Annotated in this window: 13 protein-coding genes; 8 read left to right on the plus strand and 5 right to left on the minus strand. The window is 41.1% G+C overall.

Annotation, left to right across the window (positions count from 1 at the left end):
- Positions 1-59: 59 nt before the first annotated feature.
- The 5 genes from RH40_RS11445 to kdsB are packed head-to-tail and all read left to right on the plus strand — an operon-like array spanning position 60 to position 5,944.
- On the plus strand, positions 60-2,249 hold the full coding sequence (locus RH40_RS11445) for a DNA internalization-related competence protein ComEC/Rec2 (protein WP_158091826.1): 2,190 nt from the start codon (positions 60-62) through the stop codon (positions 2,247-2,249).
- Positions 2,250-2,279: 30 nt separating this feature from the next.
- Positions 2,280-4,028, plus strand: a complete 1,749-nt coding sequence (msbA, locus tag RH40_RS11450; protein ID WP_009601671.1) for a lipid A ABC transporter ATP-binding protein/permease MsbA — start codon at positions 2,280-2,282, stop codon at positions 4,026-4,028.
- A gap of 2 nt (positions 4,029-4,030) precedes the next feature.
- Complete coding sequence (gene lpxK / locus RH40_RS11455; RefSeq protein ID WP_009601672.1) at positions 4,031-5,041, plus strand: tetraacyldisaccharide 4'-kinase; 1,011 nt, start codon at positions 4,031-4,033, stop codon at positions 5,039-5,041.
- Positions 5,022-5,201: a Trm112 family protein gene (locus RH40_RS11460; protein WP_009601673.1), complete on the plus strand. Its 180-nt coding sequence runs from the start codon at positions 5,022-5,024 to the stop codon at positions 5,199-5,201. The genes lpxK and RH40_RS11460 overlap by 20 nt, the downstream gene beginning before the upstream one ends.
- Entirely contained in the window at positions 5,201-5,944 is a 744-nt protein-coding gene (gene kdsB / locus RH40_RS11465) for a 3-deoxy-manno-octulosonate cytidylyltransferase (RefSeq protein WP_009601674.1), read from the plus strand. Before RH40_RS11460 ends, kdsB begins: the two co-directional genes overlap by 1 nt.
- 40 nt (positions 5,945-5,984) lie before the next feature.
- Here kdsB and RH40_RS11470 read toward each other — a convergent pair whose 3' ends face one another.
- The 4 genes from RH40_RS11470 to RH40_RS11485 form a co-directional block, all read right to left on the minus strand.
- On the minus strand, positions 5,985-7,523 hold the full coding sequence (locus RH40_RS11470; RefSeq protein WP_009601675.1) for a SpoVR family protein: 1,539 nt from the start codon (positions 7,521-7,523) through the stop codon (positions 5,985-5,987).
- Between the two features lie 9 nt (positions 7,524-7,532).
- Positions 7,533-8,801, minus strand: coding sequence for a YeaH/YhbH family protein (locus RH40_RS11475; RefSeq protein WP_009601676.1), 1,269 nt, complete (start codon positions 8,799-8,801; stop codon positions 7,533-7,535).
- Between the two features lie 105 nt (positions 8,802-8,906).
- The gene (locus RH40_RS11480) at positions 8,907-10,841 is read right to left on the minus strand and encodes a PrkA family serine protein kinase (RefSeq protein ID WP_009601677.1); all 1,935 of its coding nucleotides are present in this window, start codon (positions 10,839-10,841) and stop codon (positions 8,907-8,909) included.
- A gap of 276 nt (positions 10,842-11,117) precedes the next feature.
- Positions 11,118-11,780, minus strand: a complete 663-nt coding sequence (locus RH40_RS11485; protein ID WP_009601678.1) for an energy-coupling factor ABC transporter permease — start codon at positions 11,778-11,780, stop codon at positions 11,118-11,120.
- Between the two features lie 353 nt (positions 11,781-12,133).
- On the opposite strand from RH40_RS11485, the gene RH40_RS11490 reads away from it, so the two are divergent.
- Positions 12,134-14,014 (plus strand): methyl-accepting chemotaxis protein, encoded by a 1,881-nt coding sequence (locus RH40_RS11490; RefSeq protein WP_009601679.1) that lies wholly within the window; start codon positions 12,134-12,136, stop codon positions 14,012-14,014.
- 5 nt (positions 14,015-14,019) lie between these two features.
- On the opposite strand, the gene RH40_RS11495 is transcribed toward RH40_RS11490, so the two are convergent.
- Complete coding sequence (locus RH40_RS11495; protein ID WP_009601680.1) at positions 14,020-15,027, minus strand: lipid A deacylase LpxR family protein; 1,008 nt, start codon at positions 15,025-15,027, stop codon at positions 14,020-14,022.
- A 470-nt stretch (positions 15,028-15,497) separates the two neighbouring features.
- Between RH40_RS11495 and RH40_RS11500 the strand changes: the two genes are divergently transcribed.
- Positions 15,498-16,271, plus strand: coding sequence for an ABC transporter ATP-binding protein (locus RH40_RS11500; protein ID WP_009601681.1), 774 nt, complete (start codon positions 15,498-15,500; stop codon positions 16,269-16,271).
- A 61-nt stretch (positions 16,272-16,332) separates the two neighbouring features.
- The gene (locus RH40_RS11505; protein ID WP_009601682.1) at positions 16,333-17,103 is read left to right on the plus strand and encodes an ABC transporter substrate-binding protein; all 771 of its coding nucleotides are present in this window, start codon (positions 16,333-16,335) and stop codon (positions 17,101-17,103) included.
- Positions 17,104-17,191 lie beyond the last annotated feature (88 nt).

Raw genomic sequence — 17,191 nt, forward strand, 5'->3', positions numbered from 1 at the left:
ATAAAAATATGACTCTCTACTTACATTATTGGACGCTGGTTTCTTTTGTTGCAGTTGTAATGAGCAGTCCACATTGGCCTGAATTACCAAACTTGTCTTTCCTGATGATCGGCATCACGATACTTTGTCTGTCGTTCAAGTATAGAAAAGGACGATTTTCTGTGGGGCTTATTTTTGCCTTTATCGTAGTCCTCTCTCATGGACACATTCTGCAGCACAAAACAAAAATTCTTTTTCAGTCAGGTCAAAGGATTTCTGCCATCGTTGAAGCTGATAGTCTTTTTAAACCAATACAGTACGGCTTTCAAGGAATAGTTATCGTTAAAAAGATTAATGATCAGGATTTACCAAATATTTTTCGGCCCAAAATATGGCTTACAAGTCCTGTCCCACTTCAGTATGGGGAGGTTTTAGATGCAGAGTTACGCCTGAAAAATATTCGAGGCATGATGAATGTTGTTGGACCAGATAAAGAAAAGTTTGCTTTATCGAAGGGCATTGTTGGTTATGGAAATGTTGTTGCCACGAAAAGCCTAGCCATAGAAAGTCGCTTCTCGTTTCATAGCTATTTAATTAATAATCTGAATGAAAAAATTCGCCAGCTGAATAACATAGGTATGATAGAAGCCCTTCTGTTTGGCATAAAAAATAATATTGATGATGAACTGCGTGACAGATTGCAACAGAGTGGTTTAAGCCATTTGTTAACTATATCAGGTCTACATATCGGGATTATTTATTCTCTAGGTTGGGGAGCGGGGCTGGTCTTTTTACGATTAAACTCACGTTTTATATACTTTCCTGCTGTTTTAGGTGTCTCTGCTGCTTTTTTTTATGCTTGGCTCGCTGGATTTTCCGTGCCTACGTTACGAGCCTTTGTAATGTGTGTGCTCTATTGTTTAATGCAATATCTGATAGGTCGTATGTCCGGGCCTTACAAGTTTTTGCTAACACTCTCAATAATAATGGCAATTTATCCTTTCTCAGTGGTCTCGCCAAGCCTTTGGATGTCGGTTGGGGCGATAGCGGTAATTTTTTTATATCAAAGTATGACCGAAAAAAAATCACATTGGCTTAAGAGTGCTTTTTGCATGCAAATGTTTATATTTGTTTTTATGGCACCGATCGTTGTGCTCTTTTTTCATGGGATCAGTACCTTTTCCCTCTTTCTTAACATACTGTTTGTTCCTTGGTTTAGTTTTGTTGTCATTCCATTAAATTTTTTGGCCTTTTTAACTCTGAGTTTCGGGAAAGTGAATCAAATATTGTGGAGTTCAGTTGACGCTAGTTTAGACCTAGTGATTTACGTGCTTAACCATCTACCACAGGGCTGGTGGGATATAGATTCAGAGCTTATCCCGTATTTTTTCTTCCTGCCACTAGTCGTTATGTGTAGTTTGATCTTTTCAAAGAAAACTCTTGGGCTGTTGGGGATTACCATTATTTTCTCTCTCAGAAATTGGCATACCCCTCCGTCATGGCAACTAAACGTGTTGGATGTAGGGCATGGCCTAGCGATCGTTATCATACAAGGAAATCGAGCTCTCGTTTACGATACAGGCAGCGCGACAAAGCAATCTAGCAAAGTCGACCGAGTGGTGACCCCCTTATTACGTTACCACGGTATTGAGTATTTAGATTACCTCGTAATCAGTCATTTCGATAACGATCACGCAGGAGGGGCTAATATACTTCGTGATGAATGGTCTCCGAGGGAGTTAGTCTCCAGCCAAAGTACTGATGCTTCAATACCATGTATAAAGGGGGAGAGTTGGAAATGGGGCGCATTAAACGTAGAAGTAATTTGGCCGGAAAAAACAGTTAGTAGGGCTTACAATCCACATTCCTGTGTTTTAAAAGTTTCTGATAATAAGAGTGAATTCAGTGTATTACTAACTGGCGATATTGTCGCAATGGTGGAATGGTTATTGATAAGAGAGCCTTGGTCGATAAATGCTGAGCTACTCGTCGTTCCTCACCATGGAAGTAAAACCTCATCGATCCCTAAATTTATAGAAACTGTCAATCCATCAATCGCAGTTACGTCGAGTACGATTGGAGGAAGGTGGAACCTGCCTGATCCAGCAGTGAAAAAGCGCTACACTGACAGAGGTGTTGAGTGGATAGATACTGGAAGCTCCGGCCAAGTAGTGGTTGATGTTTATACTGACGATTACAAACTAAATACGCGTAGAGCCTCTAAGGGCAATAGTTGGTATAGGCATATGCTGCGTAAGCAGGTAGAATAGCCGCTAAACTTTCGCAATGTATACATATCTATGTCTCTAAACCAAGACGAAACAACCTGGCAAACTTTCAAACGACTCTGGACTTATATCCGTTTGTACAAAGCCGGTTTAGCGGTTGCAGTAGTAGCTTTGATCGCTAGTGCTGTGTCTGATACTTATATGCTTTCCTTATTAAAGCCTTTATTGGATGAGGGCTTTGGTAATGCTGAATCTGACTTTTTGAGTACTCTTCCTCTTATCATATTTGCCATGATGCTAATCAGAGGTGTCAGTAATTTTGTTTCGTCCTACTGTTTGAGTTGGGTTTCTGGAAATGTGGTGATGAAAATGCGTCGAGCAATATTTAATCACTTCATGCAAATGCCAGTTTCTTACTTTGATAAAGAATCGGCAGGAAGTCTTCTTTCCCGCATTACTTACGATTCCGAACAAGTTGCCGGAGCAACGAGTAGAGCACTTGTTAGTATTGTTCGCGAGGGCGCAAGTATCGTTGGCTTGCTAGTGCTTATGTTCTGGAATAGTTGGCAATTGTCTCTGGTATTACTCATTATTGCACCTATCGTGGCGTGGGGGATCTCATTTGTCTCGAAACGTTTTAGAAAAATTTCTAAAAATATGCAGGACGCGATGGGCAATGTAACCTCATCAGCTGAGCAGATGCTAAAAGGGCATAAAGTTGTGTTGAGTTACGGAGGGCAAAGTGTTGAAAGTCAGCGTTTTGACCAAGTTAGTAACAAGATGCGTCAACAATCGATGAAACTTACTGCTGCACAAGCGATTGCAAACCCAGTTATTCAGCTCATCGCCTCTATTGCGCTGATTGCTGTGCTTTTTTTAGCAAGCAATGACTCGATTAGAACTCAACTTACTCCGGGAACGTTCACGGTTATCTTTAGTTCAATGTTTGCTTTAATGAGGCCGATAAAAGCGCTAACAGATGTGACCTCTGAATTTCAACGTGGAATGGCGGCAAGTCAAACGCTTTTTCAGCTTATGGACTTGGAGCCAGAGAAAGATAATGGGAAATATGTCGCGAATAACATTGGCGGTAATATCGAAGTAAAGAACGTTACATTTAGTTATGATGGCAAGGAAAAGCCAGCATTAAATAATGTTAGTTTTTCTATCGCTAAAGGCGAAACCATTGCCTTGGTTGGACGTTCTGGGTCTGGAAAAAGTACTATCGCCAGCCTATTAACCCGTTTTTATGACGTTCAGGCTGGGAGTATTTGTTTGGATGATCACGATATAAGAGATTACCAACTGAATAACCTTCGCTCTCACTTTGCGCTCGTTTCTCAAAATGTACACTTATTCAACGACACAATTGCAAACAATATTGCTTATGCAGCAACTGAAAAATATAGTCGCGATGAGATTGAAAGGGCGGCACGACTAGCTTTTGCCATGGACTTTATTGAGAAAATGCCGCAAGGTCTCGATACCATAATAGGTGAAAATGGAGCAAGCTTGTCTGGAGGACAGCGTCAGCGTATCGCTATAGCAAGAGCATTATTAAGAGATGCGCCTATTTTGATTCTCGATGAGGCAACGTCTGCTTTGGATACAGAATCAGAGAAGGCCATTCAGTCAGCACTGGATGAACTTCAGAAAAACAAGACAGTTCTTGTTATTGCACATCGCCTTTCAACCATCGAGAATGCAGATCAAATCTTAGTTGTTGATGAAGGTGAGATAGTAGAGAGAGGAGCTCATCATAACCTCATTAGCCAAGATGGTGCTTATTCTCAGCTTCATCGCGTTCAGTTTGGTGAATAGTTTTGATAGAGAAAATATGGTTTAAAAATCATTGGGCTAAATATATTTTTTGGCCTCTGCTATGGCCGCTTAGTTTGGTTTTTGGCGTGGTAGTTAGACTTCGTAGATCTCGATATAAATCTGGTATTAAACCCAGTTATAGAGCTCCGATCCCCGTCATCGTTGTTGGGAATATAACCGCTGGAGGCAACGGTAAAACGCCGGTAGTAGTTTGGTTGGTCGAACAGCTTAAGCAAATGGGGCTATCTCCAGGTGTGGTCTCTCGTGGATATGGAGGGCGAGCTCCTGCCTATCCATTGATCGTTCAATCAGATACGCCGACAATGCACAGTGGTGATGAACCTAAATTAATTTTTGATCGTACTTCAGCACACGTTGCAGTCTCTCCAATCAGAGCAGAAGCTGTGCAAGCACTGCTGCCACTTGGTGTTGATATCATTGTAACTGACGACGGATTGCAACATTATGCCTTGGAGCGAGACTTAGAGATCATAGTTGTTGATGGTTCAAGAAAATTTGGCAACGAAAGTTTAATACCGCTAGGCCCATTACGTGAGTCATTGGAGCGTCTAGAAGAGGTAGATGTTATTATTAACAATGGCGGTAAAGGGGTGAACGGAGAACAATTAATGTCGCTCGAACCACAAAATGCCGTTAATTTAAAGACAAAGGAACAGAGAGAGATTTCTTCGTTTCGTCGTGGTGTAGTCGCTATGGCCGGAATTGGGCATCCACAAAGATTTTTCAATATGTTAGAGAATTTGGGGATAGAGACCACCTATGAAAAAGGTTTTGCAGACCATAAGTCATTTGAGCGCTCTGAACTCGAGCAACTTGCCGAAAAAGGTGAGTATTTGTTGATGACGGAAAAAGATGCAGTCAAATGCATTCAGTATGCGAATGACAAATGGTGGTATTTGCCGGTATCTGCGCAGTTTTCGCAACAAGATGCGTCGTTTATTCTAGATAAAATTAAAGAGGTTGTGGCAAAGTATGGATCATCGTCTGCTTGAAATCGTTGCATGTCCCATCTGTAAGGGCAAATTAACGTTTGATAAAGATAAACAAGAACTGATTTGTAAATTTGATCGTCTTTCATATCCAATTAAACAAGGGATTCCTGTTCTACTTGAGTCTGAAGCTCGTAGAATCAGTTTAGAGGAAGATAACTAATGGCTTTTACCGTCGTGATTCCAGCACGTTATCAATCAGCACGTTTACCTGGTAAACCACTTGCAGATATCGGTGGCAAGACAATGGTTCAGAGAGTCTATGAGCAAGCACTCTTGTCCGGTGCCGAAAGTGTTATCATCGCTACTGATGATGTTAGGGTTGAAAATGCGGTAAAAAAGTTTGGTGGCCAGTTATGTATGACATCAAGTAAGCATGAATCAGGGACGGAGCGGCTAGCTGAAGTTGTTGAAAATATGGCAATACCTGATGATCACATTGTGGTCAACGTACAAGGTGATGAGCCTCTTATTCCTCCTTCTAATATTGCGCAAGTGGCAGAAAACTTAGCAAAGAGCTCAGCTCCGATGTCCACTCTCGCTGTAGAGATTGAGAATAACGACGAAGTGTTTAACCCTAATGTTGTGAAAGTAGTTAGAGATGAGGCGTGCCACGCGTTATATTTCAGTCGAGCAAGTATCCCTTGGGACAGAGAAAACTTCCCCGAAATCTTATCGTCTTCGAACCCTCTGCTAAGACATATAGGAATCTATGCCTACAGAGCAGGCTTTATAAATAAATATATCTCGTGGCAGACTTCACCACTTGAGCAAATTGAGTGTCTTGAACAGCTTCGTGTTCTGTATTACGGCGAGAAAATTCACGTTGATATTGCGAGAGAATGTCCCCCTGCTGGTGTCGATACTCCCGAAGACTTGGAAATTGTAAGAAGACTGGTTGGATAAAAAGGCCCCGCAAGGGGCCTTGAATAACTAGTAAAAACGATTAAATCTTGCCATCGTAATCGTTTCTCTGAGGACACGTTCCTAAAATTTCTCGTCTGCCGCTCTCTTTAACTTCTTCAAGAACAATATCGAAACCCCAAAGCCGATATAAATGCTTAAGAACCTCTTCATAGCCTTCATCAAGGGGAATTCGATCATGAGGTATGTACTGAAGCGTTAGTGATCGATCGCCTCGTACATCCACATTAAAAACTTGCAAATTGGGTTCAAGGTTACTCAAATTGTATTGAGCTGCAAGCTTTTCCCTTATGGCGTGGTAACCACTATCATCATGAATAGCACTTACTTCGATATAGTTCTTTCTGTCGTCATCAACGATAGAGAAAAGTTTGAAATCCCGCATTACTTTAGGTGAAAGATACTGACTGATGAAACTTTCGTCTTTAAAATTCTTCATAGCAAAATGGACGGCGCCGAGCCAATCAGTTCCAGCTAAATTGGGAAACCATTCTTTATCTTCATCAGTGGGTTCTTCACAGATTCTACGAATATCCCGAAACATTGCAAATCCTAAAGCGTATGGATTAATGCCACTAAAATAAGGGCTATTGTAGGATGGCTGGGCTACGACACCGGTATGGCTGTGTAGGAATTCCAGGATAAATCTATCTGTTACTAATCCTTCGTCGTACATATGATTCAGAATTGTGTAATGCCAAAACGTTGCCCAACCCTCGTTCATCACTTGTGTTTGTTTCTGAGGATAAAAATATTGGCTAATTTTTCGAACAATTCGAACAATTTCTCGCTGCCAAGAATCAAGCAATGGTGCATGTTTTTCGATAAAATAAAGAATATTTTCTTGAGGCTCGGAAGGGAAGCGCAGGCTGTTGCTTTCTGGCTCCGCTTTTGACTTAGGGACTGTTCTCCATAAGTCATTCACTTGAGACTGCAGATATGCTTCGCGTTCCTCTTGCCTTGATTTCTCTTCAGCAATTGAAATTTTTTCTGGTCGCTTGTAACGATCTACGCCAAAGTTCATTAGTGCATGGCAAGAGTCTAATAAATCTTCAACCTCTTGGACACCATGTTTCTGCTCACATTCGGCAATATAATTTTTGGCAAATAGAAGGTAATCGATGATAGAGCTTGCATCTGTCCATGTCTGGAAGAGATAGTTACCCTTGAAGAAGGAATTATGTCCATAACAAGCATGCGCCATTACCAAAGCCTGCATTGTTACTGTGTTTTCTTCCATAAGGTAGGCGATACATGGATCAGAATTAATGACTATCTCATAGGCGAGGCCCATTTGACCATGTTTATAGCCCTGTTCTGTTTGGATAAACTTCTTACCAAATGACCAATGATTGTAGTTGATGGGCATGCCTATGCTCGAGTAGGCATCCATCATTTGCTCCGAGGTAATTACCTCAATTTGATTGGGGTAGGCGTCTAGCTTGTAATAATCAGCAACTCTCTTTATTTCGGAGTGATAGCGTTCGAGCAGTTCAAAAGTCCAATCTGGACCATCAGAAAGTACCTTGTTTTTAGTCCGTTTTTTTGTCTTTGCAGTCATATTGCCTCCCTACGCTGTCTCTTTCCTGAATAACTCTCTGAACACAGGAAATATATCCTCGACACTACGTATATTTTTCATGGCGAAATTATCAAAGCTTTCTTCTAGCTTCTCATACTCATGCCACAGGGTCTGATGTGAGCGGCGGGTAATTTCAATGTATGAGTAATACTGACAATTTGGTAGTAGATTTTTGGATAATAGCTCTTTACATCTTGGGGAATCATCGGCCCAATTGTCACCATCCGATGCTTGAGCTGCATAAATGTTCCATTCCCCAACAGGGTAGCGCTTTGATACGACATCATTCATAAGCTTGAGAGCACTGGAAACAATAGTGCCGCCAGTTTCCTGAGAGTAAAAGAACTCGTGTTCGTCGACTTCTTTTGCTTGAGTGTGGTGTCGTATAAAAACTACCTCAACATTTTCATAAGTTCGCGTTAGGAACAAATACAAAAGCACATAGAATCGCTTAGCAATATCCTTTGTTGCCTGATCCATAGAGCCAGAAACGTCCATTAAGCAAAACATGACTGCTTGAGAAGAGGGGATGGGCCTGCGCTCATAGTTTTTAAATCTTAGGTCAAAGGTATCTATGAACGGAACGGTCTCGATTTTTTTTCTTAGTGTAGCAATTTCATCCTTAAGGCGTTTCTCTTCCAAGATTTGCGCGGGCTCAGACAATTTGACTGAATCCAGCTCACTTTCTAACTCTTTAACTTTTCTCTTTTTTGTTGCCGTCATAGCAGTACGTCTTGCCAATGACTGTTGGAGCGATTTAACGATTGCGATATTGGCGGGAACGCCGGCTGTTTGATAACCAGCCCTGTGTGTCTTCCATTCAGTAATTTTATTTATTTGGTTCTTTTCTAAATTGGGTAATTCAAGGTCCTCGAATAGGATATCGAGATATTCATCTTTAGATATTTGAAAAACAAAATCGTCTTGTCCCTCTCCATCAGCGCTCGCGTCGCCTTGACCTGAACCTCCGCCTTGACCGCCTTTGGGCCGATCAATTTTGTCACCAGTAATGAACTGATCATTCCCAGGGTGAACTCTCTCTTTTAACCCCCCTTTTCCCTGATGAAAAACGGGTTCCTTGATGTCTTTGTGTGGTATAGATACATCTTCACCGGTTTCGGTGTTCGTGATTGACCTGCGATTGACCGCATCGGCGACAGAGTCCTTAATTTGTTCTTTGTGCCGTTTTAAAAAGCGCTGTCTATTCACTGCGCTCTTGTTTTTTCCATTCAGTCGTCTATCGATAAATTGCGACATAGGCCACCTCTCACACTCGTGATTGTCCCTAGATGAGCGAGGTAAAATTTACCTCGCTCTGCCGCCAAACTAATTTGACGGTTTATTCTGACGTTTAATTCACTGCTATGATGACTTACGTACGCGTAAGTACCACTCAGATAGCAATCTGACTTGCTTTTCTGTATAACCTTTTTCCATCATGCGAGCGACGAAGTCGTCATGTTTCTTCTGATCCTCTGAAGACGTTTTAGTGTTAAACGAAATAACTGGTAGAAGCTCTTCAGTGTTAGAGAACATTTTCTTCTCAATGACCGTTCTTAGTTTTTCGTAGCTTGTCCAAACTGGATTTGTGCCGTTGTTGTTCGCACGAGCTCTTAAAACAAAGTTGACAATTTCATTCCGAAAATCTTTAGGATTACTTATACCAGCTGTTTTCTCAATTTTCTCAAGCTCATTGTTCAGCGCAGAGCGGTCGAATAACTGTCCTGTTTCGGGGTCACGGTACTCTTGGTCCTGAATCCAAAAATCAGCATAAGTGACATAGCGGTCAAAAATATTTTGCCCGTATTCAGAGTATGACTCGAGATAGGCTGTTTGAATTTCTTTACCAATAAATTCGACGTAACGTGGAACTAGATAACCTTTCAAGAATTCAAGATATTTCTCAGCCGTCTCTCCAGGGAACTGCTCTCGCTCTATCTGTTGCTCTATGACATAAAACAGATGCACGGGATTTGCTGCGACCTCAGTTTGGTCGAAGTTGAAAACACGAGATAGAATCTTAAAAGCAAAGCGAGTCGATAGACCTGACATCCCTTCGTCAACACCCGCAAAATCTCGATACTCTTGATAGCTTTTTGCTTTCGGATCGGTGTCTTTGAGTGTTTCGCCATCATATACTCTCATTTTCGAAAAGATAGACGAGTTCTCCGGTTCTTTTAAACGAGATAGAATGCTGAATTGCGAGAGTAGTTCAAGTGTACTTGGTGAACAAGGTGCTTTTGATAGCTCTGAGTGATCGAGTAGCTTTTGATAGATTCGAACTTCTTCAGATACTCGTAAACAGTATGGAACCTTGACGATATAAACCCTATCGAGAAATGCTTCATTATTCTTGTTGTTGCGAAAAGTTTGCCATTCCGATTCGTTAGAGTGCGCTAATATCATACCATCGAAAGGCAGTGCAGATAGACCTTCGGTACCATTATAATTGCCTTCTTGGGTTGCAGTTAAAAGTGGGTGAAGCACTTTGATTGGTGCTTTGAACATTTCTACGAATTCCATAAGGCCTTGGTTGGCACGACACAATGCACCAGAGTAACTGTAGGCGTCAGGATCATCTTGCGAAAAGTGTTCTAACTGACGAATATCAACTTTACCGACCAAAGACGATATATCCTGATTATTTTCATCACCAGGTTCGGTTTTCGCTACTGCAATTTGATCCAGTATGGATGGCTTGACTTTCACAACTTTAAATTTCGATATATCCCCACCAAATTCGTGTAGACGCTTGGCAGCCCATGGTGACATTATTGAGCGTAAGTAACGCTTCTCGATCCCGTACTCCTCTTTCAGTAGGTTTCCATCCTCGTTGGAATCGAAAAGGCAGAAAGGATGGTCATTAACCGGGCTACGTTCACCGTTGGCAGATAACACATAAATTGGAACCATCTGCATCAATGATTTTAGCTTTTCTGCGAGCGAAGACTTACCCCCACCAACTGGACCCAATAAATACAGTATCTGTTTACGTTCTTCCAACCCCTGAGCAGCGTGCTTCAGATAGGCTACTATCTGCTCGATGGCATCCTCCATGCCATAAAAATCTTTGAATGTTTCATAACGAGAAATAACTCGGTTTGAAAATATTCTACTTAGTTGCGGGTCTTGTGCCGTGTCTATAACCTCTGGCTCACCTATTGCCATCAGTAGACGTTCAGCAGCGTTGGCATATGCGCTTTTGTCATCCTTACAAAGACTCAAAAAGTCTTGAAGGGATAATTCCTCATCCTTTGAGGCTTCATAGCGTGCTTGGAAGTGTTCAAAAATACTCATAATAGATTCCCCTCTGAACCTGTCAAACTGACATTAAACCCACTTGGAATGGCAATTCTTCTCTAATTTAAGATTAGTTGGTTTTTGGGAATTTTGCTTAAAAAATATGTGTTTAATCATAAATTGTGACCGAGCGCGTATTGTGAGAGAGTCAGTGTAAATCATGGGCTCAAGTCTTTGCTGAGTTGGAAATGTAACCGGATTTTCTAATTTGGTTTTATGCCTTCTGCCAGAGTGATGTTTTGCGGGTAAGTGAAACGTTTAAGTCACTGTAATTTATTCACGATATTGGTCATAAATATAGTGTCTGTCTGAAAAGACACGGAGAAGATCCGGCTTGAACACGGTTAATACTGCGATAAACATCCCGTTTATTAAACCTTCGGGGAAAGAGAGCAATGGTATGAGAATTAAGTAATTTGCTTTAATCGCTTCCCAATCGTAATCAGTAAAACAATAAATCCAAAAGCCTTTTATGCACAAGTGTGCGATACAGACTAAAGCGGCATTAAAAAAACCTGCGACAAAAATAAACACGAAAATGTTACGTGGTAAAGCATGATAACTGATGGCAAAAACGAGATAGCTCAGTAGGATAGGTATTAGACAAGATATGACAAGAAAATGGGGGAGAGCTTCAAGTGGTAAGCTCCCTAAAATAACCAGGCATATTGCGCTTGTACACGAGATAAAATAGGCGCATCTCCAACCATACATTAATGTTAGCGTTGTTAAACCTAAAAAATGAACTGACATGTCATCATTGAGGCCTGATTTTACAGACCAAAGCAGCACCAGCAATGCTATTGAGCCCATAGTGATATATTGGAAAGTCGAGCAGTGGAGTAGTTTGGGCAAGAGTACTGACGAGACGTCAGACCAAACCAATTTCATTGTTGCAATGACGATGCCTAGAAGCGTTAATTCACTGAGACTCATAACGACATAATAATTGTTGTTGTTACGTAATTTTACGGGTTAGTACGCTAGTAATATCAGATTTTATCGTTCACTGCCAAAATTGATAAAAGAATTATGAGGCTGGTAAATCTATTCTAAATTTTACTAAAGCCTCTTTTAGTTATTGACTCAAAAAGGTCTAGACTTGTTACTGAAACCCCATGATATAGGGCATGTAGAGAGCACGGGACTCAAGTTACAGAATAGGTTGACGATAAAAAAGAAGTTTATTTGCTAAGATTTATGTTGTAAAAAAGTTAAATGACAATGTTGTTAATTGGTTTTTTAATTTTTTGGCAAATGGTACCTCCGAGTAAACTAAAGGAATCGATATGACGAAGCTTGCGCTCTCTCAAAAGCAGAAAGTTGTTGTTCTTTTATCTATATTATTATTTGGCTTTGCCGCACTTGCTATCTTTACAGCCGAACGTTTGTCGCACATGAAAGACCAGTATCAGAGTAGCTCGAACATCGCGCAGGGCTCCCTTTCGATTTATCAAACGCAGAGCATTATTTTAGCACTGAGTGCTGAGCTAGATACGATGACGGGAGAGAATGTTGCTGGTGCACAGAGTCAGATCAATACCATTAGTGCAGCGGTTGCGTCAGACTCGGCATTTTTGAGTCAGGTAGGACTTTCCTCAGAAGGGGAACAACTCGCTCAGAGTGTGGCTGATTTTGAGAGTGATGTAACACCCTGGCTTGAAGTTAAACAAGAGCTTGGTTTTAATATTGATGAGGGTAAACTTGGTAAGCTAAAAGGCCTTGCGGGTATCATTGAACAGAAAATACTGGAAACAGGTATGGTCACTTTAAATTCAGATTTTCAAGCCATGGTTAAATCTCAACAAAATTATCTTTTACAACCCACTGAGAAGAATCTGAAGCTATTTAATCGTGCTATGGCTGGCTTCGAGAGCATGTCAAATGTTTATGCTATGCTCGATTTGTATGAAAAAGAGATTGAGGAATACAAAAACACGTTTTCGAGAGTAAGTGAGTTGTCCAAAGAGCTAGGTGCAGTGGAAAAGCAGTTGGATATCGCTAAGACAAAAATGACTGAGTTAATAGGAGAGATTACTTCAAATTTAGGGGGCATTGGCAGTAGATACCAAAAAGTAGCCGAGAGGGCGTCGACTCAAACATTGTGGTCAACTTTAATTGCTAGTGTGATTTTGGCGGTTTTCACGATTGCCATTTTTGTTATGCAGCATACTTCTCTTTCTCGTTCACTAAAAAGAACTAAAGCGGTATTACAGAGAGTGTCCAATGGAGACTTGTCGCATAGGATGGCAATTACAGATAACCGCAATGATGAATTTAATATATTGGCAGACAATATCAATCAAAGCTGTGAAAATCTGGGTAACTTAGTTGCTGGTGTGCAAGAAAGTAGTCATGCACTTTCGGGAAATGCTGCAGAGTTGAATCGAGGCTTAGATAGCTTGTCCCATCATCAGACCGAAGTCTTGGGTCAGACTCAAGTGCTTGCTTCATCAACCGAGGAAGTTAGCGTTACAACCCAACAAGTTTCAAGCTCGCTAGAGTTCGTGGCAGAAATATCACGTGAAACAACCAAGGCCGCAGAAGAGGGAGGTACTGTCATCCGTTCGGCCATCGGTTCGTTAGAGGAAGTCGGCACAATAATGACATCTGCTGCTGGACACATAAAGCAACTTGAAGAAGCTTCCTCGAAGGTCGATTCAGTAATGGAAATTATTAACGCTATTGCAGAGCAAACCAACTTACTTGCACTCAACGCTGCTATCGAAGCGGCGAGAGCCGGGGAACAAGGACGTGGTTTCGCAGTAGTCGCTGACGAAGTACGTAGTCTTGCAGTTAGGACGGTCGATGCTGTTTCAGAGATATCAGATACTATTGATACGATGAAAAAGGAAAGCGCTGAAGTTATACAGTATATTGGGAAATCTGAAGAGACCATGTTGACTGGTCGAGAAAGGGGCGAGCGTGCGGTAGGTGCCCTTAAACTCATTACAGAGAAAGCGGACGAAACGTCAAACCAAACAGAAATTATTTTTAACTCAATAAAAGAATTGGCACTAACTAGTCAAAACATGGCTGGCAATATGGCACAGATTTCTTCCGCAATGAAAGAGCTTGAGGGTAACAACGAGGAACTCAAGCGTATAAGTGGCACAGTAGAGGATCGAGCTGGTAGCCTGAACACTGATTGCCTCAAATTTACGATATGATGCGTTTAGAAGAATACGAACATTGATAGTGAGCCGTTCCCGTAGATTGATTTCGATGCCTCTTTATAGTCGGGACTCTTTGCAGCTAACGTTAATGAAGCCCCAAAGTATTGGTTGTACCAAACAACTCCAGCTACAGCGCTGGCTTGAATATTTTCTAAATTAACGTCAAAGTAGTCTGGGCTTAACTCGTTGGTTTTGATATAGTTTTTAACTTTTGAACGCTCTCCCTCAATCGTAATATCATTGGCACGATAGCGGGCTTTGATACCTGAGAAGAGGTACCATCCATGCTGAGAGTTTGCTATCATTCCGGCTTCAAATGGCCTCTCGGTATCGATATTTGCTGCGCCAAGATTGGCGTTTAAGTCCGTACCCCAGCGAATCATAATACCAGTCGATACGTCACTACGAAAATTTCCAAGGTTAATCTCCGAAATATTGGATAACTCAAGATCTGTATTAACAAGGGAACGTTGATGAAATAGTTCAGAATGTAAGCGATAGCCAATATTGGCGATAACTTTATTGTCGATTTGATATGACCAACCTCGCGGTTCATCGGAACCAGTAATACCATGTACAATATTTTGAGCATCTTCCGCCATCGATCGCTCACCTGTTGTCCCCAGAGTTAGGTTGAAACGATGCGCTTGATGTGAGGTAAGACTCAAATAGTTGAATTCGGTATGAAAGAAACCTGCGTATGGCCTATCGTTCTTAGCAGGCTCTTGTTGGTTGATTTCCGAGGGTGTGAACATCTTATGGCCGATTAGAAATTCAATTTTATCGAGGGAATCTGGATACCAATTTGATAGGCTAAGGATAGAAAAAATTGGATAGGGTGAGATCTCACCCGACGTATAACTCAAAAACAGACCACTGGTATAATCCTTGTCAACACCTAGAATGCCATCGTTATCGACGGAGAGACTTATAGTGGACTTTTCTGCTGCGGTAGCAAATACCGCGAGGAATAATGTGGACAAACCCATAGCTCTACAGTACTTCATGTGCACTTCCTCACAAAATGATATCGGTCAATGATATCGTAGAATCTCTTTGTAAAGCGTATGAAAATTCGACTATTTTTGGTATTTGTGCACCAGGTCTCTCATTAATTTAACTCTAAGATTAAGCTGAACATGTGCAAAGTTTACAAATGAAGTTTAATAACTAAAGGGTGTTTTAAGCTATTCGAGCAGTAGAATATGATCATTGAGATAGATCTTGTTTTTTACAAATTTGTTAATTGTGTAATTCAGTGATAGATTTCTTGATTTCATTATTTTATGCGTCAATCCAGAGATTTTAATCTAATTTTCGCATCTTTAAGCATATATTTTGTTTTTATATGTTTATTTTTTAGGTTAATGGTTTGTTGCATGTTGATCGGTGGAATGCTAGTTTGTACGGCATTAAGGGAACACCTAAACGTCAGGATACCTCAATCTGACGCTGAAAATACAGGGAGCATAGGCGCATGAATAATGTTGTACCCGCGCTAGATATAAAAGAACTGCATAAAACATTTGGTCAGAATGAAGTACTCAAAGGAATCTCTCTTGAAGCTCATAAGGGAGATGTTGTATCGATAATAGGCTCTTCGGGCTCTGGTAAAAGTACATTTCTAAGGTGTGTAAACCTTCTCGAAACTCCAACAGAAGGAGAAATTTGGGTAAACGGTGAGTTAATAGAAATGAAAAAAAACCGCAAGGGTGAATCTGTTGCTGCCAGTGAAAAACAAGTACAACGAATTCGCTCGAGACTCGCCATGGTCTTTCAGGGGTTTAATTTGTGGTCTCATATGACAGTTTTAGAGAATGTGATTGAAGCACCAGTTCATGTTCTTGGTATTCCTAAAGCACAGGCGATAGAAAATGCAGAACTATTGCTTAAAAAGGTTGGTTTGTATGAGCGGAAAGATTACTACCCAGGCCACCTCTCTGGGGGGCAGCAACAGCGTGCTGCTATTGCGCGGGCTCTAGCCGTTGACCCAGAAGTTATGTTATTTGATGAGCCTACATCTGCACTTGACCCAGAGTTGGTTGGTGAGGTTCTTGGAGTTATGAGAGATTTGGCAGAAGAAGGCCGAACAATGCTTGTTGTAACACACGAAATGGCCTTTGCTAGAGATGTATCGAATCATGTTATGTTTCTCCACCAAGGGCTTGTAGAAGAGCAGGGTAATCCGGCAAAGTTGTTTACAGAACCTGAGTCTGAGCGTTTACAGCAATTTATATCGTCAATCTACTAATTGCTAATTTTTGGCAATCTAACATCATAATTACAATGAGATAAATCACAGGAGTATGGAAATGAAAAAGTGGTTATTAGCTGCAGTATTGACTGCTACGGCAGTTTCGGGCGTTACGCAAGCCAAGAATTGGAAAACAGTTCGCTTTGGTATAGAGGGTGCCTATCCTCCTTTTAGCTGGACTGAAGCAGATGGTTCGCTAAAAGGGTTCGATGTCGATATGGCGAACGCTTTATGTAATGAGATGCAAGTGAAATGTAAGATTGTTGCTCAGGACTGGGACGGCATTATTCCGTCACTCCTTGCCAGAAAATATGATGCGATCATTGCAGCAATGTCCATTACTGAAGAGCGTAAAAAGAAAGTAGATTTCACGGGTAAATATGCATTAATACCTAATAAATTTATCGCTAAAAAGGGTGCAGGTATAGATTTTAATAACCTTGATGGTCAAAAGATTGCGGTTCAGCGCGCGACAACACACGATAAGTATCTAACGGATAATTATGGAGATAAGGTTGAGATAGTCCGCTACGGTTCATTCGATGAAGCTTATCTTGATTTGGCTAATGGTCGAGTTGTTGCTGTACTGGGTGATGCATCTGCACTAGAAGAAGGTGTGCTTAACAAAGCTGGTGGTGATGCGTATGAATTTGTTGGACCGTCTTTAACTGATCCTAAATGGTTCGGGGAAGGGTTTGGTATTGCTGTTAGAAAACAGGATAAAGCGCTAACAGAAAAGCTCAATGCGGCAATAAAATCATTGCGTGCCAAAGGAGAGTATCAAGCTATTGCAGCAAAATACTTCAACTATGATGTTTACGGAAAATAACTAAAAATAGAGAAGTGGCATTTGGCTTCTTGTTCCTTGGAGTAGAAGCCTATGCCGCAAAAAACTTAAGTCTAGGGAACAGGAACTT

Origin of the sequence: Vibrio caribbeanicus ATCC BAA-2122, assembly GCF_000165125.1 — a bacterium.
In the GTDB taxonomy this organism is placed as follows: domain Bacteria; phylum Pseudomonadota; class Gammaproteobacteria; order Enterobacterales; family Vibrionaceae; genus Vibrio; species Vibrio caribbeanicus.